At 43.5% G+C, this 22,995-nt stretch carries 19 protein-coding genes and 1 tRNA gene; 12 read left to right on the top strand and 8 right to left on the bottom strand.

Annotated features, from left to right (window positions below):
* Positions 1-72: 72 nt before the first annotated feature.
* The 8 genes from mdxD (at position 73) to pgmB (ending at position 10,865) form a co-directional block, all read left to right on the top strand.
* Positions 73-1,842, top strand: coding sequence for a maltogenic alpha-amylase (gene mdxD, locus NYE53_RS17400; RefSeq protein WP_339245913.1), 1,770 nt, complete (start codon positions 73-75; stop codon positions 1,840-1,842).
* Between the two features lie 95 nt (positions 1,843-1,937).
* Positions 1,938-3,191, top strand: coding sequence for a maltodextrin ABC transporter substrate-binding protein MdxE (gene mdxE / locus NYE53_RS17395; protein WP_327828555.1), 1,254 nt, complete (start codon positions 1,938-1,940; stop codon positions 3,189-3,191).
* 39 nt (positions 3,192-3,230) lie between these two features.
* On the top strand, positions 3,231-4,538 hold the full coding sequence (gene mdxF / locus NYE53_RS17390; RefSeq protein ID WP_339245909.1) for a maltodextrin ABC transporter permease MdxF: 1,308 nt from the start codon (positions 3,231-3,233) through the stop codon (positions 4,536-4,538).
* Positions 4,539-5,375, top strand: a complete 837-nt coding sequence (mdxG, locus tag NYE53_RS17385) for a maltodextrin ABC transporter permease MdxG (protein WP_251188193.1) — start codon at positions 4,539-4,541, stop codon at positions 5,373-5,375.
* Between the two features lie 5 nt (positions 5,376-5,380).
* Positions 5,381-6,265, top strand: coding sequence for a DUF1189 domain-containing protein (locus tag NYE53_RS17380; protein ID WP_251188192.1), 885 nt, complete (start codon positions 5,381-5,383; stop codon positions 6,263-6,265).
* The gene (mdxK, locus tag NYE53_RS17375) at positions 6,243-8,516 is read left to right on the top strand and encodes a maltose phosphorylase (protein WP_339245903.1); all 2,274 of its coding nucleotides are present in this window, start codon (positions 6,243-6,245) and stop codon (positions 8,514-8,516) included. The genes NYE53_RS17380 and mdxK overlap by 23 nt, the downstream gene beginning before the upstream one ends.
* Positions 8,509-10,194 carry an oligo-1,6-glucosidase gene (gene malL / locus NYE53_RS17370; protein WP_339245900.1) on the top strand — a complete coding sequence of 562 codons (1,686 nt, stop codon included), beginning with the start codon at positions 8,509-8,511 and terminating at the stop codon, positions 10,192-10,194. The genes mdxK and malL overlap by 8 nt, the downstream gene beginning before the upstream one ends.
* Complete coding sequence (gene pgmB / locus NYE53_RS17365; RefSeq protein WP_249850835.1) at positions 10,191-10,865, top strand: beta-phosphoglucomutase; 675 nt, start codon at positions 10,191-10,193, stop codon at positions 10,863-10,865. The genes malL and pgmB overlap by 4 nt, the downstream gene beginning before the upstream one ends.
* 44 nt (positions 10,866-10,909) lie before the next feature.
* On the opposite strand, the gene clpP is transcribed toward pgmB, so the two are convergent.
* Positions 10,910-11,503, bottom strand: a complete 594-nt coding sequence (clpP, locus tag NYE53_RS17360) for an ATP-dependent Clp endopeptidase proteolytic subunit ClpP (RefSeq protein WP_003228214.1) — start codon at positions 11,501-11,503, stop codon at positions 10,910-10,912.
* A 269-nt stretch (positions 11,504-11,772) separates the two neighbouring features.
* Between clpP and NYE53_RS17355 the strand changes: the two genes are divergently transcribed.
* Positions 11,773-11,848 (top strand) — tRNA-Arg (locus NYE53_RS17355).
* A gap of 390 nt (positions 11,849-12,238) precedes the next feature.
* On the opposite strand, the gene cotR is transcribed toward NYE53_RS17355, so the two are convergent.
* Positions 12,239-13,201, bottom strand: coding sequence for a sporulation hydrolase CotR (cotR, locus tag NYE53_RS17350; RefSeq protein ID WP_123373762.1), 963 nt, complete (start codon positions 13,199-13,201; stop codon positions 12,239-12,241).
* 449 nt (positions 13,202-13,650) lie between these two features.
* On the opposite strand from cotR, the gene NYE53_RS17345 reads away from it, so the two are divergent.
* Positions 13,651-14,163, top strand: a complete 513-nt coding sequence (locus tag NYE53_RS17345; RefSeq protein WP_339245895.1) for a DUF3231 family protein — start codon at positions 13,651-13,653, stop codon at positions 14,161-14,163.
* Between the two features lie 35 nt (positions 14,164-14,198).
* On the opposite strand, the gene NYE53_RS17340 is transcribed toward NYE53_RS17345, so the two are convergent.
* The 6 genes from NYE53_RS17340 to sacB form a co-directional block, all read right to left on the bottom strand.
* Positions 14,199-14,519 (bottom strand): QacE family quaternary ammonium compound efflux SMR transporter, encoded by a 321-nt coding sequence (locus tag NYE53_RS17340; protein ID WP_021480661.1) that lies wholly within the window; start codon positions 14,517-14,519, stop codon positions 14,199-14,201.
* Positions 14,519-14,854 (bottom strand): SMR family transporter, encoded by a 336-nt coding sequence (locus tag NYE53_RS17335; protein ID WP_014480966.1) that lies wholly within the window; start codon positions 14,852-14,854, stop codon positions 14,519-14,521. The genes NYE53_RS17340 and NYE53_RS17335 overlap by 1 nt, the downstream gene beginning before the upstream one ends.
* A gap of 81 nt (positions 14,855-14,935) precedes the next feature.
* Complete coding sequence (locus tag NYE53_RS17330) at positions 14,936-15,520, bottom strand: TetR family transcriptional regulator (RefSeq protein ID WP_003228226.1); 585 nt, start codon at positions 15,518-15,520, stop codon at positions 14,936-14,938.
* A 94-nt stretch (positions 15,521-15,614) separates the two neighbouring features.
* Positions 15,615-17,177 carry an aspartate/proton symporter AspP gene (gene aspP, locus NYE53_RS17325; RefSeq protein WP_339245892.1) on the bottom strand — a complete coding sequence of 521 codons (1,563 nt, stop codon included), beginning with the start codon at positions 17,175-17,177 and terminating at the stop codon, positions 15,615-15,617.
* Positions 17,178-17,284: 107 nt separating this feature from the next.
* Complete coding sequence (gene levB / locus NYE53_RS17320; protein WP_339245889.1) at positions 17,285-18,835, bottom strand: 2,6-beta-fructan 6-levanbiohydrolase; 1,551 nt, start codon at positions 18,833-18,835, stop codon at positions 17,285-17,287.
* Between the two features lie 73 nt (positions 18,836-18,908).
* Positions 18,909-20,330 carry a levansucrase gene (gene sacB / locus NYE53_RS17315; protein WP_014478052.1) on the bottom strand — a complete coding sequence of 474 codons (1,422 nt, stop codon included), beginning with the start codon at positions 20,328-20,330 and terminating at the stop codon, positions 18,909-18,911.
* A gap of 594 nt (positions 20,331-20,924) precedes the next feature.
* Between sacB and NYE53_RS17310 the strand changes: the two genes are divergently transcribed.
* Both NYE53_RS17310 and NYE53_RS17305 read left to right on the top strand, forming a co-directional pair.
* Complete coding sequence (locus NYE53_RS17310) at positions 20,925-21,491, top strand: hypothetical protein (protein ID WP_339245886.1); 567 nt, start codon at positions 20,925-20,927, stop codon at positions 21,489-21,491.
* Positions 21,492-21,639: 148 nt separating this feature from the next.
* Positions 21,640-22,995: a serine hydrolase gene (locus tag NYE53_RS17305; RefSeq protein WP_339245883.1), complete on the top strand. Its 1,356-nt coding sequence runs from the start codon at positions 21,640-21,642 to the stop codon at positions 22,993-22,995.

The raw sequence follows: 22,995 nt of genomic DNA, 5'->3' as shown, positions 1-22,995 counted from the left end.
TTCCCACAATTTCATCATGATACTTTCAAACTATGAGCCGGCTTCAATAAAACGGAAATCAAAGGGGGAAACATGATGGAATATGCAGCGATTCACCACCAGCCATTCAGCACCGATGCTTATTCTTATGATGGGCGGACTGTGCATATCAAGATTCAGACGAAAAAAGGTGATGCAGATCACATTCGATTCATTTGGGGTGATCCCTATGAGTACAACGACGGCAAATGGTCGGCAAACGAGCAGCCGATGAGGAAAATTGCTGCTACAGAAATGCATGACTATTGGTTTGCTGAAGTGGTGCCGCCATTTAGGCGTTTACAATATGCGTTTGTTGTAACAGACGATCATGAAGACATCTTTTTCGGAAGTTCGGGTGTATGCCCTTATAACGAAAAAACACTGGAAACGATTCATTATTACTTTAAATTTCCGTTTGTTCACGAGGCTGATACATTTCAAGCGCCTGAATGGGTCAAGTCAACGGTTTGGTATCAAATTTTTCCGGAGCGTTTCGCAAATGGAAGAGAAGACTTGTCACCGAAGAATGCATTGCCGTGGGGGAGCAAGGACCCGGGCGTCAATGATTTTTTTGGAGGAGATTTGCAAGGGATTGTTGACAAGCTTGATTATTTAGAGGATTTAGGGGTGAACGGCATTTATCTGACGCCGATCTTTTCCGCACCTTCTAATCATAAATACGACACGCTGGATTACTTTTCTATTGATCCGCATTTTGGGGATCCGGAGCTTTTTCGTACATTGGTCAGCCAGCTGCATCAGCGGGGGATGAGAATTATGCTTGATGCGGTTTTTAACCATATAGGAAGCGCGTCTCCGCAATGGCAGGATGTCGTCAAAAACGGAGATCAATCCCGCTATAAGGACTGGTTCCATATTCACTCTTTTCCCGTCACAGACGACAATTATGACAAATTTGCTTTTACAGCTGATATGCCGAAGCTAAACACGGCTAATCCCGAGGTGCAGAAATATTTGCTTGATATTGCTTTGTACTGGATTCGGGAATTTGACATTGACGGCTGGCGTTTGGATGTCGCAAATGAAGTGGATCACGCGTTTTGGAAGACATTCAGACAGGCTGTATCTACTGAAAAGCCTGACGTTTATATTTTAGGTGAGATCTGGCATTCTGCCGAACCCTGGCTTAGAGGGGATGAATTTCATGCGGCGATGAATTACCCTTTTACAGAGCCTATGATTGAATATTTTGCTGACCGGACGATCCCAGCCTCACGTATGGCCTACCGTGTCAATGCACATTTGATGAATGGAATGAAGCAGGCCAATGAGGTGATGTTTAATTTACTGGATAGCCATGATACAAAGCGCCTTTTGACCAGATGCCGCAATGATGAGAAGAAAGCACGCGCGTTGCTGGCCTTTATGTTTGCCCAGACAGGCTCACCATGCATTTATTACGGAACGGAAATCGGGCTGGACGGCGAAAATGATCCATTATGCCGGAAATGTATGGTTTGGGAAAAGGAGAAGCAAAACCAAGACATGCTGCAATTTATGAAACGGTTAATTGCTTTACGCAAGCAGGAAAGCACTTTATTGACTGAAGGACATCTTGAGTGGAATCTGCTGGACGACCAAAACGATTTTATTAGCTTTTCACGGACTCTTGATGAAAAAATACTGATTTATTTCTTTAATCAAGGGAATGTGGTTCAATATGTCAGCTTACGAGAGTTGAATATTGATAGGAATAAGAAAATCTGTGATGCATGGACAGAGCAGCCGCTTCAGCATCACGATGTCATTGCCGTTCAGCCGGGAGAATTTTTGATTTTGAGTGCTGCCGCCCCTGTATAACATTCTGTTATCGGTAACAAATCGAAAGTTGTTGTAACCGCTTTCTATAGGACAATACAATTGTTATAGTTTCGTAAATAGAAGGGGGAAAAGAGATGGTTCTTTTTAAAAAGGGGTTCGCCATATTGGCGGCATCATTTCTGGCAATCGGCCTTGCCGCCTGCTCAAGTTCAAAAAATCCAGCAAGCGCTGATGGCAAAAAGGTGCTGACTGTGTCTGTCGAAGAAACGTATAAAGAATACATTGAAAGCATAAAAACAAAGTTCGAAAAAGAGAATGATGTCACAGTAAAAATTATTGAAAAGCAAATGTTCGAACAGTTGGAGGCGCTTCCCCTTGATGGCCCGGCGGGTAATGCGCCTGATGTTATGCTTGCTGCATATGACCGGATCGGCGGTTTGGGACAGCAAGGACATCTGCTTGACATTAAGCCATCTCATACAAAAAGCTTTGGCGATAAAGAAATGCAGCAGGTGACAGTTGACGGCAAAGTGTACGGAATGCCACTAGTCATTGAGACACTTATTTTGTATTACAACAAAGATCTTTTAAAAACAGCGCCAAAAACATTTAAAGACCTTGAAAAGTTAACGGAAGATCCTCGATTCGCGTTTGCTTCGGAAAAAGGAAAATCAACCGGATTTTTAGCAAAATGGACTGACTTTTATATGTCGTACGGCTTATTGGCTGGATACGGCGGATATGTGTTTGGAAAAAACGGCACAGATTCCGGGGACATCGGCCTGAACAATAAAGGAGCTGTAGAAGCGGTGAAATATGCGGAGAAATGGTTTGAAACATATTGGCCGAAAGGAATGCAAGACAATTCAAGCGCAGACGACTTTATTCAGCAGATGTTTTTAGAAGGCAAAGCGGCTGCGATCATTGGCGGTCCTTGGTCAGCTGCCAACTATAAAGAGGCTAAATTGAACTACGGAGCGGCTCCCATTCCGACATTGCCCAATGGAGAAGAATATGCCCCTTTTGCGGGCGGGAAGGGCTGGGTAGCTTCAAAATATACAAAAGAGCCCGAGCTGGCTGAAAAATGGCTTGAGTATGCTGCAAATGATGCCAATGCTTACGCTTTTTATGAGGATACAAACGAAGTTCCGGCCAACACGGCTGCAAGGAAGAAAGCCGATGAGCAAAAGAATGAACTGACGTCAGCTGTGATTAAACAATATGAAACAGCAACGCCGACTCCAAATATTCCGGAAATGGCTGAAGTATGGACAGGGGCGGAAAGTTTGATTTTTGATGCAGCTTCAGGAAAAAAATCCACACAAACATCAGCGAATGATGCTGTAAACGTCATAAAGGAAAATATTAAAGAAAAGTATGTGAAATAAAACGGCGGGATAGCGTCCGGAAGAATAGAGGGCGGAAAAATGAATAAACATCGCACACTTGCAAAGCAAAAACGAAAGGCAGGGCTTTTATCGATCATTCCAGGACTTGGGCAGATTGCGAATCAGCAATTGTCAAAGGGGCTCTTATTTCTTGCCATCACAGGCTTGTTTGCTTTTGAATTATGCGTTTTCGGTATACAGGCGCTAACCGGATTGATGACATTGGGAAGTGTTCCTGGTGAAGATCACTCGCTGTTTATGCTGATTGAAGGCACGCTGCAATTGATCGTGACAATGATTTTCCTCATGTTCTATATCTTTAATATTCATGATTCGCGTAAGACCGCCGCAATGAAAGCGGCGGGTTTGGAAGTCAATACAACAGCCAAGGATATGATCTGTCATGCGGGCGATAAAGGGTTTCCATATCTATTTACACTTCCGGCATATATCATGATGGTGTTTGTGATTATCTTTCCGGTTTTGGTGACTCTGTTTGTTGCATTAACAAACTATGATTTTTATCATATTCCGCCTAATCGTCTGATTGACTGGGTCGGGTTTAAAAATTTCTTGAATATTTTTTTCCTTGGCTCCTATCGTGAAACATTTGTGAATGTACTGGGCTGGACGGTCATCTGGACAATTTGCGCGACAACGCTGCAAATCATTTTAGGGATTGTGACGGCACTTTTCGTCAATCAGGATTTTATAAAAGGCAAGCGGATATTTCGAATGATTTTCTTATTTCCATGGGCTGTTCCGGCTTTTATTACAATCATGAGTTTTTCCAACATGTTTAACGACAGCATAGGAGCGGTGAATGCACAGGTGATTCCACTATTCAATCACCTGCCGTTTGTAGAGCTGCCTGCGATCGCGTGGAAGACCGATCCTTTCTGGACAAAGACAGCCCTCATTATGATTCAAACGTGGCTCGGCTTTCCATATATTTATGTCATGGTAACGGGAGTGCTTCAGGCGATTCCAGGTGAATTGTATGAAGCGGCAAAGATTGACGGGGCCACTTTTATTCAGCGTTTTCGGCATATCACATTTCCGATGATTTTATTTGCGACAGCACCCGTGATGATTACTCAGTATACGTTTAATTTCAATAATTTCTCGATCATCTATTTATTTAATGAGGGAGGGCCAGGCAGTGCGGGAGCCGGGGCCGGGTCGACCGATATCTTAATTTCGTGGATTTATAAACTGACAACAGGCACATCACCCCAATATTCCGTTGCGGCGGCTGTGACACTGTTAATTTCTTTCATTGTCATTGGAATTTCACTGATTGCTTTCAAAAAATCGAATGCTTTTGGCAATGAGGAGGTTATGTAGGTGAACGCGAGCACTGCCAGAATGCTTAATAAAATCTGTACGTATTTCTTTTTGACGCTTTTAAGTATTGTCATTATATATCCGTTGCTGATTACGGCATCATCAGCCTTCCGTGTGGGGAATTCGGCGGCTTTTCAGCTCGATTTTTCGGGTTCTTGGACATTGGATCATTTTAAGCGGCTATTTGACGAAACACTTTATCTCAATTGGTACAGCAATACACTTGTCATCGCGCTATTAGTCATGGTTTTGCAGGTTACAATCGTGACACTTGCCGGGTACTCGTACAGCCGCTATCGGTTTGCAGGCAGAAAAAAGAGCCTGATATTCTTTTTAATCATTCAAATGGTGCCGACAATGGCGGCGCTGACTGCTTTTTATGTCTTGGCGATGCTAATAGGCGCACTCGATCAATACTGGTTTTTAACAGCGATCTATATCGGCGGCGGAATTCCGATGAACACGTGGCTGATGAAAGGTTATTTTGATACTGTGCCGAGAGAAATTGATGAAGCCGCGCGAATTGACGGAGCGGGACATCTGAGGATTTTCGCTTCAATTGTTCTGCCGCTTGTTAAGCCAATGCTCGCGGTACAAGCGCTTTGGGCGTTTATGGCACCGTTTGGCGACTATTTGCTGGCGAAATTTCTGCTTCGCTCACCGGAAAGGCTGACCATCGCTGTAGGATTACAATCCTTTATTTCTAATCCGCAGCAGCAAAAAGTAGCTCTATTTGCAGCCGGTGCCATACTAGCCGCACTGCCGATATGCGTTCTATTCTTTTTTCTCCAAAAGAACTTTGTGTCCGGTTTGACAGCCGGCGGAACAAAGGGGTAATGCCAATGAAGAATCTGGAGAATAAAAGCTTTATCATCCGCTGCCTGAAGGCGGCTGTATCCCCATCAGGTGTTTGCCGTTACGGGAATACCTTCAGCTGGCTGCAGCTCTCTTTTCTCTTTATGTTTTTAACGGCCTGCTTAATGGCGCCGTTAGCGGTTTCGTTTGTGAAAATGGATCGCTTCAGCGTTGCATCTTTCATGCCGTCAGCGATTCAAGGGGTTAATGATCAATTTGCTGATCAATTGCAGGGTTTTCAAATCAGGAACGGAAAACTAACAGGCGGGAAGAGCTCTGAGAGGATTGAAGATGGGCAGAATGTGATGGCAGTCGATATGAAGCATGAATATGAGACAAGCGGTGAAAATGGGCGATTGAAAGTAACTGGATTTGAAAACGCCATCATATTTCAACCTGATCAACTGGTGATCACCGATCAAAACGGAACGGGGTTTTCTGTTGGCTATGCGAAAATGGACGTTAAGCTCGAGAAGCCAAACGTCCATGATGTAGAGGACTTGATCGATACATTGTGGTTGGCACAGTATAAGCCGATGATCATGATGCTGGCATATACGGTGGTTTCTATGATCCAGCTTTTGTTAACGTTTGTTCTTGCAGGTGGCCTCTGGATCACAAAAATATCAAACATGGTCTCTATTGCATCATTCAAGGAAGCGGCCTCTATAGCGATTTGCGCATCAGCACTGCCGGCATTTGCGGCAGCTGCTATCGGCATGGTTCATTTTGATTTGATTACTGTATTGATGATCCATTCGTGTGGCGTTACTTTGATGATCTCTTTTGCATTTAGATATTTGACCAAAACCCGCCGTGATAATGGAAACTTACATTCGGGAGGAAATGATGATAAATCAGCAGTTATTTGAGATTGATGAATGGAAAATCAAAACAAATACATTTAATAAGGAGCATACACGTCTGCTGGAAAGCCTGATGTCTCTTGCCAATGGCTATATGGGGGTCAGAGGGAATTTTGAAGAAGGCTATTCAGGCGACAGTCACCAAGGCACATATATTGCCGGCGTGTGGTTTCCAGACAAAACGCGAGTCGGCTGGTGGAAAAACGGGTATCCGGAATATTTCGGAAAAGTGATCAATGCGATGAACTTTATGGGCATAGGCTTATATGTTGACGGTGAAAAAATCGATCTCTATCAAAATCCAATTGAATCATTTGAGGTAGAGCTCAATATGAAAGAGGGGATTCTGCGGCGAAGCGCTGTTGTCCGCATTCAGGATAAAACCGTCAGACTCAGATCGGAGCGATTTCTTAGCCTGGCTGTAAAAGAACTTTGTGCGATTCATTATGAAGCGGAGTGCCTGACAGAAGATGCGGTCATTACGCTTGTTCCTTACCTGGATGGAAATGTGGCAAATGAAGATTCCAACTACCAAGAACAGTTTTGGCAGGAGGAAGCGAAAGGTGCTGATTCTCACAGCGGCCATTTAGCGGCAAAAACGATCGAAAATCCATTTGGAACACCGCGCTTCACGGTTTTAGCCGCAATGGCAAACGAGACGGAGGGTTTTGTCAGTGAAAGCTCTCAAACAGCCGGGATGTATGTCGAGAATCGCTACAGTTATCAAACGAAAGCATCATTGAAAAAGTTTGTGATTGTCACGACTTCCCGTGATTTTCGGGAGGAAGAGCTTTTATCGAAAGCCAAGGAGCTTTTGGCGGATGTGGTTGAGAACGGCTATGAAAAAGCAAAACGGAGGCACACTGATCGATGGAAGGAAAGATGGGCAAAAGCGGACATTGAAATTAAAGGAGATGAGGAGCTACAACAAGGAATCCGCTACAATATCTTTCAGTTATTCTCGACATATTACGGGGACGATGCCCGTTTGAATATCGGGCCGAAAGGATTTACTGGCGAGAAATATGGAGGTGCCGCATATTGGGATACTGAGGCGTACGCCGTTCCGATGTATTTGGCGACAGCCGAGCCGGAGGTGACGAAAAACCTGCTTTTGTATCGCTATCATCAGTTGGAGGCTGCCGAACGAAACGCGGCAAAATTGGGGATGAAGGGGGCACTTTATCCGATGGTGACGTTCACCGGTGATGAATGCCACAACGAATGGGAAATCACCTTTGAAGAAATTCACCGCAATGGCGCGATCTGTTATGCGATCTACAATTATATCAATTATACAGGCGACTGTGACTATATGGAAGAATACGGGATAGACGTACTTGTGGCAGTCAGCAGATTTTGGGCCGACCGTGTTCACTTCTCGAAACGAAAAAACAAGTATATGATCCATGGCGTCACAGGGCCGAATGAATACGAAAACAACGTTAACAACAATTGGTATACGAATGTCATTGCGGCTTGGACGTTGGAGTATACTCTACAAAGTCTCGAAAGTATCTCAGCGGAGAAACGCCGCCATCTGGATGTGCAGGAAGAAGAATTGAAAGTCTGGAGAGAAATCATCCAGCACATGTACTATCCGTATAGTGAAGAACTGCAAATTTTCGTTCAGCATGACACGTTCTTGGACAAAGATCTGCAAGCAGTTGACGAATTAGATCCAGCGGAGCGGCCTCTTTATCAGAAATGGTCATGGGACAAGATTCTCCGCTCCAATTTTATTAAGCAGGCAGATGTTCTCCAAGGCATTTATCTTTTTAATGACCGTTTTACAATAGAAGAAAAACGGCGAAACTTTGAATTTTATGAGCCGATGACTGTTCATGAATCAAGCCTATCGCCCTCTGTCCATGCGATTCTCGCAGCCGAACTCAAGCTGGAAAAGAAAGCGCTCGAATTATATAAGCGCACAGCAAGGCTTGATCTTGATAATTACAATCATGATACGGAAGAAGGCTTGCACATTACTTCAATGACGGGTAGCTGGCTGGCAATCGTTCATGGCTTTGCAGGCATGCGCACCGCGAATGAGACGCTGTCATTTGCTCCGTTTTTGCCGAAAGAATGGGACGAATATTCATTCAACATCAATTATCGAAATCGATTAATCAATGTGACGGTTGACGAAAAGCGCGTTATTTTTGAGCTTGTAAAAGGCGAGCCGCTGCACATGAACGTTTATGAGGAACCAGTTGTCCTACAGGGACGATGTGAAAGGAGAACGCCTAATGAGTGAATGGTGGAAAGAAGCTGTCGTTTATCAAATTTACCCGCGCAGTTTTTATGATGCCAATGGAGATGGATTCGGGGATTTGCAAGGTGTGATTCAAAAGCTGGATTACATCAAAAACCTCGGGGCGGATGTCATCTGGCTCTCCCCGGTATTTGATTCCCCGCAGGATGACAACGGATATGATATCAGCGATTACAAAAACATGTACGAAAAGTTTGGGACAAATGAAGATATGTATCAGTTGATTGATGAAGTCCATAAACGCGGAATGAAAATCGTCATGGATTTGGTCGTGAACCACACGTCGGATGAGCATGCCTGGTTTGCTGAAAGCCGCAAGTCGAAGGACAATCCTTACCGGGATTATTATTTTTGGAAAGATCCTAAACCGGACGGCTCAGAGCCGAATAATTGGGGATCGATCTTTTCAGGCTCAGCGTGGACATACGATGAAGGAACAGGGCAGTATTATTTGCACTACTTTTCGAAAAAACAGCCTGATTTAAATTGGGAAAATGAAGCCGTTCGCCGGGAAGTTTATAATGTAATGAGATTCTGGATGGATAGAGGCGTTGACGGCTGGCGGATGGATGTGATCGGCTCTATTTCTAAATACACCGATTTTCCGGACTACGAAACGGATCACAGCCGCAGCTATATTGTCGGCCGTTATCACTCTAACGGCCCACGTCTTCATGAGTTTATTCAAGAGATGAACAGGGAAGTGCTTTCTCATTACGACTGCATGACAGTCGGAGAGGCAAACGGCTCTGATATTGAAGAGGCGAAAAAGTACACAGATGCAAGCAGGCAAGAGCTGAATATGATCTTTACATTTGAACATATGGATATTGATACAGAACAAAACTCGCCAAATGGGAAATGGCAGATCAAGCCGTTTGATTTGATTGCTTTAAAAAAGACGATGACAAGGTGGCAGACCGGGTTAATGAATGTCGGCTGGAATACCCTTTATTTTGAGAACCATGATCAGCCGAGGGTTATTTCCCGCTGGGGCAATGACAGGAAACTGCGTAAGGAATGTGCGAAGGCATTTGCAACGGTTTTGCACGGCATGAAAGGAACGCCGTTTATTTACCAGGGAGAAGAAATCGGCATGGTCAACAGCGATATGCCGCTGGAGATGTATGATGATCTTGAAATAAAGAATGCATATCGTGAACTAGTCGTCGAAAACAAAACGATGTCAGAAAAAGAGTTTGTCAAAGCCGTGATGATAAAAGGAAGGGATCATGCGAGAACACCGATGCAGTGGGATGCCGGAAAACATGCGGGATTCACAGCTGGAGACCCGTGGATACCGGTAAATTCCCGCTATCAAGATATCAATGTGAAAGAGTCCTTGAAAGATCAAGATTCGATTTTCTTTTACTATCAGAAGCTCATTCAATTACGAAAGCAATATAAGATTATGATATATGGCGATTATCAGCTTTTGCAGGAGAATGATCCGCAGGTCTTTTCTTACCTTCGAGAATATCAAGGGGAAAAGCTTCTTGTCGTTGTGAATTTATCGGAAGAAAAGGCTCTGTTCGAAGCGCCTCCAGAACTGATTCATGAGCGTTGGAAAGTGCTGATTTCAAACTATCCGCAGGAGCGGGCTGACTTAAAGAGTATTAGCCTCAAACCTTATGAAGCTGTGATGGGCATTAGTATATGAAAGCGGTCATTTTTGATTTAGACGGAGTGATAACAGATACTGCTGAATATCATTTTCTCGCTTGGAAGCACATCGCAGAACAAATCAATATCCCCTTTGACAGAGACATGAATGAAAGGCTAAAAGGAATCAGCAGAGAAGAGTCACTTGAAAGCATATTGATCTCTGGCGGTGCGGAAACAAAGTATACAAATGCGGAGAAACAAGAACTAATGCATCGGAAAAATCACGATTATCAAACGTTGATCAGCAAATTGACGCCGGAAGATCTTTTACCGGGGATTGGCAGGCTCCTATGTCAATTGAAAAACGAAAATATAAAAATCGGGTTAGCATCTTCAAGTCGCAATGCTCCTAAGATTTTAAGACGTTTGGCAATTATCGATGATTTTGATGCTATTGTTGATCCGACGACTCTTGCGAAGGGGAAGCCTGATCCTGACATCTTTTTAACAGCTGCAGCGATGCTCGATGTTTCCCCTGCTGATTGCGCGGCAATAGAAGACGCAGAAGCAGGCATTTCTGCAATCAAATCTGCGGGGATGTTTGCGGTTGGTGTCGGTCAAGGACAGCCGATGCTTGGTGCTGATCTGGTTGTGAGGCAGACGAGTGATCTAACACTTGAGCTGTTACACGAGGAATGGGAGCAGTTTAGAATCAAAAGTGTTTAAATGAAAAAAACCTGCAAGAGACGCAGCTCTTGCAGGTTGTGTTATTACTTTTTGTCTTCTGTGTGAGTCAAAATTTTGTCAATCAGGCCGTATTCAAGCGCTTCTTCAGCAGACTTGAAGTTATCACGGTCTGTGTCACGTTCGATCACTTCAAGCGGCTGGCCAGTACGTTCAGCTAGGACTTTGTTTAATTTGTCGCGAAGCAAGAGAATGCGTTTCGCAGCAATTTCAATTTCTGTCGCTTGACCTTGCGCACCGCCAAGAGGCTGGTGAATCATGACTTCACTGTTTGGAAGTGCATAGCGTTTGCCTTTTTCCCCGGCTGCAAGCAGGAACGCGCCCATTGACGCAGCCATACCGATACAAATTGTAGATACCTTCGGCTTAATAAACTGCATGGTATCATAGATCGCCATACCGGCTGTAATAGAGCCGCCCGGGCTGTTGATGTAAAGAGAAATTTCTTTTTCAGGGTCTTCTGCTGCTAAGAATAAAAGCTGTGACACGATGGAGTTCGCAACGTTGTCATCAATCGCAGATCCAAGCATGATGATACGATCCTTTAATAGACGAGAATAAATGTCATACGCTCTTTCCCCGCGGTTCGTTTGTTCAATGACTGTAGGTATTAAATTCATAATGCTCCTCCTTCACCTTTTAGGTAAGTATGTAGTTACATGATACATTTTTGGTCAATAAAGGTCAAACAAAAAGCTGGCCTGATATGCAAAGTCGTCTCTTTTTCCCATTTTCCCCAAAAATACAGGGGTTCAAACCATCGTATGTCAGATTGCCAATTAAGATGCTTTGTCTATTTAAAAAACGGCCTCTCGAAATAGAGGGTTGTTATTTGAATGGAATTATCGTATAATTAGTTGTGCTGACGTTCTCATAACGCAGTCATTCTGCGCTCGTAGCTCAGTTGGATAGAGCGGTGGTTTCCGGTACCACGTCTGTCGGGGGTTCGAATCCCTCCGAGCGCGTCCAATAGAACAACAGGAAAGACAAGGGTTTGGCGATTTGCCGCTCTTGTCTTTTTTGTGTGAAATAAGAGGCATAGTAAACCTTCGAGTTTTGAAATAAACTTCAAATCAATCATTCCACGATTTGAACCACCATTTTTAAAAGAGGAAATTTGAATTTATTTATTTGTCTTATTGGCTTTGAATAACACTTAAAAAGAAATCCGGTTCTTACTGATACTTTACAAAAATATTGTTTACTTGTTGGAATCCAAAGAGACATTACACTTGTAAACAACTTTATTGTCAAAACAAGAAGAAAAAAATTCTTTTTACCCATTGCCTGTATTTATTTTGAGAATCTTCTCTCGGACAAAATTGGATAAGCGAGAATAGTTTTAAAATAAAAATTTATTTGCTCCCCCAGTTCTTCTCTATAAATTGAATCGCAGGCTGTAAGTTGGTATTGTTCGCAATTTCAATGACAGCGGGAACGACGGCAGGGTCCGTTTTGGAGAAGTTCGGAATCCGCGGATCTAACCGGAAAAAACGATCTCCCAGAAGATTCGCGCTGACCATGGATTCATAGTACCCATTACCGCCAGCAATCATCTGAAGAAATGGCAGTAAAGGTTCATTAGGCGACCTGTCCAAAAGAACTCCCCAATTTGGAGGAAGGTTCTTCAGATTTTCGGGGCGGATGTTATCTGCACTTACCATTCCCCATCCCTTCGTATCTCTTCTTAACCGGGTCGGGGCTTCACCTGTTCCTATGGACAATACCGCAATTTGATCCAATGGCACGTTGGCTTTACCAACTGCAAACGCGATACTGGCTGTACTAGGGTTCGTTGCTACTACATACCCATCCACATAGTTTTGATAGGCCCGTTGCGTCGCGGGAGCACCGCTGCTCCGCAGTATGACATCACTCACTTTTTCATTTAAATAGGGAGAGCCGGGAAAATTGTGAAATAAGACAGGAGTCCAACGGTCCAGTTTTTGAGAGTATAATTTGAATGATGGGACAACAATTCGTTTTCTTAAATCTATAAGTTGAAGATCTGCTGGGAAAAAATTTCTTACCGCTTTAATAAAACCGGAATAGGGTAATTGTTGGTTGAAAACAGGTCCGCCTGGCCGGGAAATGCTGAATGCGGGCAGGATTTCATCCTCAAAATACTGAAGTGTTTCCCTCGGAGATCTTCCGCTTGCTAATGCAAGGGCAGTAAATGAACCGATTGAATTTCCCGAAAATACATGGGTTCGACTAATTAACTTCGGGTTTTGCCTAGCCAATCTGTTTATCAGTTGTAAACTTAAAGCACCTAAGGTACCGCCGCCGTCAAAGGTCATAATCCGATATTTTGCCAAAGCTGGTTTCTCCTTTCTAAATTAAAACTATCATTCAGTATATGTTTATCTAGAGTCTGTTGTATGGATGAATGAACATCTCTTGTCCTAATCATTCAATTTCATCATGCATTATCCCATTTTTATCTCACTTTTCTTTTTACTTCGATCGAATATTTACACGGAAAAAATCTGTACATGGCTCTAAAAACGATAAGAAAAAAGATTCTTGTTGGAGGGTTTGACAGGAAGATTGCTCAAAAGCTTATGAAAAAATTAGAATCAACTGGTTGAGAAAAAAGGCTGTTTAGCAGGCGAACATAAAAAGAGGAAAGACAAGAGGTTTGGCATTTTGCCGCTCTTGTCTTTTTTGTTTTGTTTCATAAATCTCTCCCGCTGGAACATAAATTTTCCTCCTACCGGGCACGTTATGGAATGTGTGCGATATTGAATTTGCGAGGAGGATGAACATGGGTATTTTAAGCGGAAATCCGCAGGATGAACCGATGCATTATGGTGAGATATTCGGCTTGTGGAGTTATGTGATGGCGGGCAATAAAATGGTCGGCAATTACCAAATGCTATTGAATCATGTCGGTGATGACGACCTGAAGAAGCTGCTTCGTGAGTCCATTGAGAAGTGCCAAGATGAAATCAAACAGGTCAGCACGATCCTGAAAGAAAACGGGGTGGCGCTGCCGCCGGCTTCTCCTGAACCGCCGACAGCAGATCTTAACGATATTCCGCCTGGCGCACGGTTTCTCGATCCGGATGCGGCGGCCTCCGCGGCAGCAGAAAATGCTGCAGGTCTTGTGACATGCAGCAAAATGATGGGGCAATCGATTCGTGAGGATATTGCCATGATGTTTGGGCAATTTCATATGTCGAAAGCGGCAACTGGCGCAAAATACTTAAGGCTGCTAAAAAACAAAGGCTGGCTCATCCCGCCGCCGCTTCATCTTCAAAAACATCACGAAGCTTAATGGCAAAGGCATATACAGCTGTATATGCCTTTATTTTATGAAGATGACGTAAGACGCAGGCCGATAACGCCGGCTAGGATAAGGCAAAGTGAAATCACCTGTGAAAGCTGAAACCGCTCCTTAAACCAGATGAGCCCGACCGCCGAAACACCAATGCTTCCAATGCCAGTCCAGACGGCATATGCGACTCCGGCAGGCAGGACCATCATCGCTTGGGAAAGACAGTAAAAGGATAAGCCGAATCCAACAGTCATCACAATGATCGGCCATTTTTTTCTTGTTCCGTCTATATATTTCATGGCAATGGCAGCTATAATTTCTTCTATGCCGGCAATCACTAATAAAAACCATGCCATTATTGTTCACCTCCCGGCTGAGATTTGCTTTCTTTCGTAAATAATTTCATTCCTAAAATGCCAGCCAGCAATAAAGCTAAAAAGAACATTTGGGCTGCTGAGAAGGATTCGCCCAGAACAATTCCAGTCAGATATGTTCCGACGGTTCCGATTCCCACAAACACAGTGTACGCGGCGGCCATCGGGATTTTTTGATAAGAGCGGATCAACAGGATAAAGCTGACCGCGATTAAGATAAAAATGATGATCCAATCCAAAAGCGAATCGGCATGTTTGAGGGAAGAGGCCCAAACAACCTCTAAAAGCCCTGCAATAAAAACAAGAACCCAATTCAAATGAAACACCTCTCTATTTTATGAATGAACGTCAGTCATTTTTAGGGCATTAAAAAATGAGCGGTGTTACCCAGTCATTTTTTAAGCAGTACCTAAGCTCCGTTTTAAGAAAGTGAAAATTTCCTTTTTATACACTTCAACATTTTCATCTTGTTCAAATCCGATATAGAATCGTTCCGCAGTATTCTCGACCAAATTGATAATCGTTCTGGCCGTCCATTTTGAATTGATTCCTTCCGTTACCTCATGGTTTGCAATGGCCTTGTTGATGATTTGTTCAAGCCAGGAATAATAAGGCTGATAGATCGTCTCCCATTTTTCCATGGAGTGGTCGATCGCAAGCCCGGAATAACAGAGGACAATAATATCCTTATGGCGTTCTGTAATGAGAAATGTCTCATCAATTAATATATCTAAAACGGTCCAAAAATCCTCGTCCCCATGCAGCCTACCTTTGATTTGATCAAGTGTATGGGTGAGAAGATTTTCTGCAATGGCCGGTATGAGGGCATTTTTAGATGAAAAATACAAATAGAATGTTCCTTGGGCAGTGCCGGCCTTTTTGACAATATCAGAAATAGAAGCCTTGTCGAGGCCTTTTTCAGAAATGACTTCTATGGCCGCCTGCAAAATTTTTTCATATTTACCCGATGTTTGTTTTGGCATGAGGAACACCTCCAATAATGACTGACTCTCATTCATTTTATCGCGTGTATGTATGTTTGTAAAGAATAAAGAAGCAAGAAAACCTCTTGCTTCTTTATTTATCGTAATCAATGGCGGCTTTTGGGAGCCCGGTATACTTTGCCCAGTAATAAATCGCAAGTGAGCCGATCGCGACTAAAATGAGGTCGACGGGATTGCTGATAATCCCTAAACCATGTCCGAAAGAACCGATGTAGGAAAAGATCAGCATCATAATATAAAACCCGATAAGCCACCAGGCTGATTTCAGCTGCTGAGCGAGGCTGACATCTTCTTTAGGCGTATATTTGCTGAAACAGAGATAGATCAAAAACATCACGAGCTGTGAACCGAGCAGCCAGGAGACTGTTTTCCATCCTGACCAGTACACGATAAACGCTGTAAATATAAAGGAAAGCGGCCCGATAATGCTCATTCCCTTTAAATAAAACGGCCTGTTTAAGTCCTTCGCGTTGACCCTCAGCGCGGCTGAAGAAATGGGTGCAATCGCATATGAAAGAATGAGCGCGACTGAACAGACATTGACGAGCGCGTTCCACGAAGGAAAGGGAAGTGTCCAGAAAATGGACAGGGCAAACGAAAGCCAAAGCGAAGCGCGGGGTGTCCCCGTATCTTTATTGACCTTTGAGAATATGCCAAATAATGTGCCGTTACGCGCCCAGGCGTAAACAAGGCGGGATGTCGTATTCATAAAGATATTCCCGTTTCCTCCGGGGGACAGAATGGCGTCTAAAATGACAAGCGTTGCAAGCCAGCCTAACCCGAGCATGACCGCAATATCCTTAAACGGCAATGAGAACTCCCGGCCAATTGCCGGCCAGCCATGTTTCAGTGTTTCTGTCGGGATTGCACCAATAAAGGTGACCTGCAAAACAGTATAAATGATGGTTGAAACGATGATGCAAATGATTAAAGCGATCGGGATATTGCGTTTTGGATTTTGGACTTCACCTGCTACAGATACAATCGGATGCAGACCGAGATACGCAAACATGACGCCGCCTGTCGAGATTGCAGCCTGAATACCTGTAAACCCAAACGGTGCAAATCCTTCAACAGATAAATTCTCCGGCTGAAAATGAAAGATCAGTACAATAATGATGGTAATCGGCACAATATATTTAAAAATCGATATGATGAAATTCGCCTTAGCGAAGGTTTTGACGCTCCAATAATTTAGCAGGAAAAACAAGCATAATAGGGCAAACTGCAAGATCCAGCCGGAAATGGTCGGCGAATCAGACCCTTTAATGGTCAGGCCGGGAAACCAATAGGCCACATACTGGCGCACAGCTGTCACTTCAATTGAAATCAAGCTTGTATAAGCGATAATCGTGACAAACGAAATTAAGTAGCCGACAAGGTGGCCATGTGAATAAACGGGGTATCGAATGATGCCTCCGGTACGGGGCAGAGCGGCTCCGAGCTCTGCATATACGAGCCCGATTAACAAAATAATGGCTCCTCCGAGGATCCAGGAAAAAGCGCCGGAGGGCCCTGCTTTTGAAGCGACATTACTGACAGCGAACAGCCACGCTGATCCAAAGATGGCTCCCATCCCAATCAAAATCAGATCAAACAGCGACATTGATTTTTGAAAATTTCCTTGTTTAGACATTCGCTTCCTCCTTTGAAACCAGCCTTATATTTCTTACAATGCCCAATATGTAACAGAGAATACCGCTCCTAATAAAAAAACAGGGGCAGCCTGCGCTGCCCCTGTTTTTATTTATGAACCGAATCAAAGTGTTTCACTGTTATATTTTTGAAGGAGGCTGTGCCGCCGTCAGAATAAAGGGTAATTCCTATATCTTCAGGCTTTGGGAAGACTTCATTTGAAAAAACGGTTTTCTCGTCGCCAACAAATACTTCTATCGTTGTTTTATCGACAAGTATTTTCAAATGCACCTTACGTTTGCTTACATCATAAGGAGCTTTGCTTTCGACATAGGTATTGCTTTTGTCAGGCTGATTTGTGGCTGCTCTATTGACATAAGCATAGCCGCCTTCAGCGAAAATACCGACATCAATATGGCGTTTTTGGTCTTCTGATTCTCTGAGCCTGACGCCTGCATTCTTTAGCTCTGACCAAGAAAGATCCGTATCAAGCTGGTACGTATCACCTGTTATCGACAATGTTTTTGATCCGTTCACATCCTGATCCTCTATTTCGTCAGTTGAAACAGTCAGCTGCTCCAAAGCTTCAATCGGCTGTGAGACGAGGCTGTATGTGCCATCCTGCTCCTTCAGCCGGAGTTCGCGTATGACAGAATCTGTGCCGTTAAAGCCGTTCTTCATTGTCGGGGTGTTGTTGGCATAATCCCAATTGTTCATCCAGGCAAGCGCATACCGCTTTTCTAATGGATCTGTGCTTTTGCTGTCTTCGAACGTCACACCGCCATACCAGTCGAAGCCATAGTCAAGCCATTGGGCTTCAGTCTGATCCGCTTTGAATTCTTTTCCGTCGAAGCTTCCGGTCCAGTAGGCGTACGTATTTGGTTTGCCCCACGGTTTGCCATTCGCGCTGGCACCGAGAACCCACTTATTCGTTCCGTCGCTTGCCCGCATCATGTAGAGGTCGGGACATTCCACCATTCCCGCCTGTTCTGGGAAGAATCCGCTTGTGTAATGCCAGTCCTTAAGATTATCGGATTCATAAAAGCCGATTTTTGATCCTTCAGCCATGACCATGACCCATTTGTTATCCTGGTCATCCCATATGACTTTCGGATCTCTGAAATCGTCTGTGCCCGGATTAGGCATAACGGGGTTGCCACTGTAGAATTTGAATGATTTTCCCTTATCTGTGCTGTACCACAAATATTGTTCCTGTTTTTTGTCTTTGGCTGAGGGCTGTGTCACAATCGCGACAAGCGCATTTTTCCCGAAGCCGGCTGTGTTCTCTTTATCAACCACGACGGAACCGGTCCAAATGTCACCGTCCGGGTTTGTATATTTCGGAATCGCCACGCCTTCATCGGTCCAGTGCACCAAATCCTCTGAGACGGCATGGCGCCATTCTGTGCCGTTACCTTTTGGATAATCCCGGTTATATAGATAGAAATAATGATACTTGCCATCAAAATAGATCGGTTTTTGAGGGTCATTTTTCCATTTATCCGGCGTCGTAAAATGATATGCCGCCCGGTAGTCCGGCTTCTGTTTTGATTTTGTTTTTTGATCATGTTCTTCTTTTGGAAATAAGTCGATAAACAGCAATAATCCTAAAAAGGTTAGGAGTACGGTTAGCCATTTGCCTGCTTTTATATAGTTCATATGGGATTCACCTTTATGTTGATAAGAAATAAAAGAAAATGCCAATAGGATATCGGCATTTTCTTTTGCATTTTTATTTGTTAACTGTTAATTGTCCTTGTTCAAGGATGCTGTCTTTGACAACAGATGTTTTCTTGCCTTTGATGTTCAGCAGGAAGCTTGGTGCAAACGTTGATTGTTTGTCTGCGTAGAATCCTCTGTTTGTCATATAGCTTGTAATCACGACATTGTTTCCTTTCGCTTGAGGTACAGCGAAGTGTGAGTAAGTAAAGGTTACATCGTTAGGATCAAGATCCATTTTTAACACAAGGCCAGTTTTGTTCAGCGGCTTGTATGGGCCAGTTAAAGAATTAGAAACATAACCAAGCATGTAAATATCGTTAGACGTAATGCCGTCAATCGTCATTTTTGATCCGCGCGAGTCAGTGAACAGGTACCATTTGCCGTTCATTTTAAAGACGTTCGCGCGTTCAATTTCATCTGTTACTGTGTTAGATGCAATCAGCGGTTTCATCACTTTTTTCAGTGTGTAGTCATCATTTAGCTCGATCATGCCGAGTGCGCCGTTTGCTAATTCAGCAGTGCGCTTTTTATCACTTTGCAGAAGCTTTTGACTTTCTTGACGGAAGAATGATGTGCTTTTGCCATAGTATGCTTTGTTAAATAAAGATTCTTCGCCTTGGTAGCCATCTTCAGTTCCAGTGTTTGCTTCAAATACTAAGTATTTGTGGCCTTTATCTTCTACGTAGTGAGGATCTCTCAGCGTATGGTTGTCGCCTGAGCTGTAGTTGCCTTCATCGATGAACTGCTGTATATTTTGATACGTTTTGCCGTCGCCGTCAAAGATTGATTTATAATCCTCTACACCGTTGATGTTCAAAGAGCTGTCTGATGCTGATACGTTTACCTGTGCAGTTGTCAGTGTTTGTTTGCCGTAATGTTTACCGGAGAAATCAGTGTAGAATAAACGGATTTTTCCGTCAGATGTAAATGTGGCTGAACCTGACCATTCTTGCGTTTGGTCTTTTAGGATAGAATCATTTGCATCGAATTTGTCGCTGTCTTTAAAGACGCGGCCAGCGTTTTTCCAGCTGTCAATAGAAGTTTCGCCGACTTTTTGATAGAACATGTAAATCGATGTGTCATCCGCGTTTTTAGGATCTCCGGCTAATGCAAAGACGATGTGGTAGCCGTGATAGTTTGCGACAGTGCCGTCAGCGTTTTGTAATGGCCAGCTGTCCCAAACGTCCAGGCCTTTTGCAGAAGAGATATTTTTAATTGTGGACGGATCGAATTCAGGCACTTGATATTTTTCATTTTTTTGCTGTTCAGGGATTTGCAGCATATCATGGCGTGTAATATGGGAAATGCCGTACGTTTCCTTATATGGCTTTTGGTTCGTTTCTTTCGCAAACGCTTGAGTTGCGCCTCCTGCCAGCAGTGCGGTAGTAAAGGTTAATACTGTTGCTTGTTTTGCAAACTTTTTGATGTTCATCGTTCATGTCTCCTTTTTGTATGTACTGTGTTAGCGGTCTGCTTCTTCCAGCCCTCCTGTTTGAAGATGGCAAGTTAGTTACGCACAATAAAAAAGACCTAAAATATGTAAGGGGTGACGCCAAAGTATACACTTTGCCCTTTACACATTTTAGGTCTTGCCTGCTTTATCAGTAACAAACCCGCGCGATTTACTTTTCGACCTCATTCTATTAGACTCTCGTTTGGATTGCAACTGGTCTATTTTCCTCTTTTGTTTGATAGAAAATTATAAAAGGATTAAAAAGTTACAGGTCTAAAGAACTAATACAGATGGATATTTCTTTTCATTCTCTGTATTTTTTATAACGCCTGATGAATGGGCATAAAGTTACCTTTTGAGTAATGATTCAGAAAATATCTTCTAGGGTGAACCATGCCTTGAAATTCATCTTGGATCAAAAGCAGTAATCTGTTTTGGGAACATGCTGCTGTTATTTCTATTTTTGAGTACAGTCGGGCAGATACCGTTTCAATGTCTGTAACGATCAATATAATAATGTATTCACTAGCAAACAAATGATAGAAGCGTAAGGCTTATAAGGAGGAAAAAGTTATGCCGCCACGGCCAACTAAATGGATTAAGAGGAACGATCGACCGGAACCTCTTTTATCACCAAGTGTCATGCAAGGCAGAAATGGAAATACCCCGCCAGCTCAACAAAACCAGCTCTTCGCACCAATTACATCAAATAGTAACCAGCCTATTTCTGCTTTCCGAGCTACCAGCAATGCGAATCTGTCAGTGGCTGCAAATGCAGCTAGCGGAGTCCTTTTTCAAAATGTGCAATTTGATTTAGCGAATGAATATAACCCTAACACATCTACATTTTCACCGAGAACAGCAGGCGTGTATTCTCTTAATGCATCAGTTGAGTTTCAACCGAATGCAATTGTTGACTTCAACTTAGAAGTCGTATTTCTCGTGAATCAAGATGTGGTAGGCGGAAATAACAAATCTCAAGCAGGGAACATCCCGGCAGTCGTAGCAATAACTGAAATTCTTCAGTTAAACGCCGGAGATACGGTGACAGTTGCAATGAGGAGTACTGCCGCCGGAGTCATTCAAGCGACTACGAGAACCCATTTTGCAGCCGCTAGAGTTCCTTCTCCGACTTCATAAAAGGGGATTTTTTGATTCATACAGATCTAATACCGCTATATTAAAGTTGATTTTTCCTGTATGAGGATTGATCAACTTTTTTTGTTATTTTCAAAATATTTGAAACGTTAGTAGGTTAGTAACGTACAGAGATATGGGAGGTGGAGGAATGAAGCAGAATAAAAGAAAGCATCTTCAGACGTTATTTGAGACATTAGGCGAAAAACATCAGTTTAACGGGACGGTTCTGGCTGCGGAGGGTGGCGATATTTTATATCATCACTCTTTTGGTTATGCGGAAATGACGGAAAAACGCCCGTTGCAAACCAACTCTTTGTTTGAGTTAGCGTCTTTGTCAAAGCCTTTTACAGCATTGGGAATCATCTTGCTAGAGGAGAAGGGGATTCTTGGCTATGAAGATAAAGTGGATCGCTGGCTGCCCGGTTTTCCGTATCAGGGCGTAACGATTCGGCATTTATTGAACCATACGTCAGGGCTTCCTGATTATATGGGATGGTTTTTTGCCAATTGGGATTCACACAAGATTGCGGTGAATCAGGATATTGTCGATATGCTGATGAATGAGGGGCTGCCCGGTTATTTTGAGCCGAATGAAGGCTGGATGTACAGCAATACGGGGTATATGCTGCTGGCGGTTATCATTGAAAAAGCGTCTGGTATGAGCTATGCGGATTTTATGAAAATAAGTATTTTTTCACCGATCGGCATGAATGAAACAAGAGTGTATAACAGGAGGCTTTCGCCTGAGCGAATAGATCATTATGCATATGGATATGTGTATGATGTACACTCCGAAACATACGTCCTCCCTGATGATTTAGAGGAAACGGACTATGTTGTGTATCTCGATGGCATACAGGGAGACGGGACGGTGAACTCTGTCACAAGTGATTTGTTTCGATTTGATCAGGCTTTATATGAGGACGATTTAATCAGCAAGGCTTCTAAGGAATCCGCGTTTTCTCCAGTGCGCCTCAACAATGGAGAAACAATTGATTATGGCTTTGGCTGGGTACTGCAAAATAGTCCTGAAAAAGGGCGGATTGTCAGCCACAGCGGAGGGTGGCCCGGCTATTCGACGTTGATGATCCGATATATCGATCATCGTAAAACACTGATCTATTTGAGTAATAAGGAAGAGGATACTGAATATGAACAAGCGATTCTGAAGGCGGCGGAACATATTCTATTTGGCCAGCCATATGAGGTCCCGGAACGTCCTGCTGATAAAAAGAAAAAAGCAATTGATACGGCGATATACAGCAGCTACGTTGGCAGCTACTTGTTTCAGGATGGGACGGCTGCACAGGTGACAGCCCAGAATGAAAGGCTTTATTTGGAGATCACTGGACAGCTGAGACTGGAGTTATTTCCTTCCTCGGAAACCCGTTTCTTTCTGCGAGCATTGTCTGTTGAAGTCGAGTTTATGTTAGGCGAGGATGCTGCGAAAAGCTTTATCCTCTATGAGGATGGCTCAGAAGAAGAAGCGGTCCGTACGAATTAG

Source organism: Bacillus sp. FSL R5-0523, from assembly GCF_037975295.1.
Taxonomy (GTDB): domain Bacteria; phylum Bacillota; class Bacilli; order Bacillales; family Bacillaceae; genus Bacillus; species Bacillus subtilis.
Note: the sequence above shows the minus strand (reverse complement) of the source record. Positions and strands in the feature narration are given on the sequence as shown.

What these genes read in the sequence shown, in the direction of transcription:
- mdxD (WP_339245913.1), top strand. Translation starts at nt 73, where the DNA reads ATGATGGAATATGCAGCGATTCACCACCAGCCATTCAGCACCGATGCT.
- mdxE (WP_327828555.1), top strand. Translation starts at nt 1,938, where the DNA reads ATGGTTCTTTTTAAAAAGGGGTTCGCCATATTGGCGGCATCATTTCTG.
- mdxF (WP_339245909.1), top strand. Translation starts at nt 3,231, where the DNA reads ATGAATAAACATCGCACACTTGCAAAGCAAAAACGAAAGGCAGGGCTT.
- NYE53_RS17380 (WP_251188192.1), top strand. Translation starts at nt 5,381, where the DNA reads ATGAAGAATCTGGAGAATAAAAGCTTTATCATCCGCTGCCTGAAGGCG.
- mdxK (WP_339245903.1), top strand. Translation starts at nt 6,243, where the DNA reads ATGATAAATCAGCAGTTATTTGAGATTGATGAATGGAAAATCAAAACA.
- malL (WP_339245900.1), top strand. Translation starts at nt 8,509, where the DNA reads ATGAGTGAATGGTGGAAAGAAGCTGTCGTTTATCAAATTTACCCGCGC.
- pgmB (WP_249850835.1), top strand. Translation starts at nt 10,191, where the DNA reads ATGAAAGCGGTCATTTTTGATTTAGACGGAGTGATAACAGATACTGCT.
- clpP (WP_003228214.1), bottom strand. Translation starts at nt 11,503, where the DNA reads ATGAATTTAATACCTACAGTCATTGAACAAACGAACCGCGGGGAAAGA.
- NYE53_RS17345 (WP_339245895.1), top strand. Translation starts at nt 13,651, where the DNA reads ATGGGTATTTTAAGCGGAAATCCGCAGGATGAACCGATGCATTATGGT.
- NYE53_RS17340 (WP_021480661.1), bottom strand. Translation starts at nt 14,519, where the DNA reads ATGGCATGGTTTTTATTAGTGATTGCCGGCATAGAAGAAATTATAGCT.
- NYE53_RS17330 (WP_003228226.1), bottom strand. Translation starts at nt 15,520, where the DNA reads ATGCCAAAACAAACATCGGGTAAATATGAAAAAATTTTGCAGGCGGCC.
- aspP (WP_339245892.1), bottom strand. Translation starts at nt 17,177, where the DNA reads ATGTCTAAACAAGGAAATTTTCAAAAATCAATGTCGCTGTTTGATCTG.
- levB (WP_339245889.1), bottom strand. Translation starts at nt 18,835, where the DNA reads ATGAACTATATAAAAGCAGGCAAATGGCTAACCGTACTCCTAACCTTT.
- sacB (WP_014478052.1), bottom strand. Translation starts at nt 20,330, where the DNA reads ATGAACATCAAAAAGTTTGCAAAACAAGCAACAGTATTAACCTTTACT.
- NYE53_RS17310 (WP_339245886.1), top strand. Translation starts at nt 20,925, where the DNA reads ATGCCGCCACGGCCAACTAAATGGATTAAGAGGAACGATCGACCGGAA.
- NYE53_RS17305 (WP_339245883.1), top strand. Translation starts at nt 21,640, where the DNA reads ATGAAGCAGAATAAAAGAAAGCATCTTCAGACGTTATTTGAGACATTA.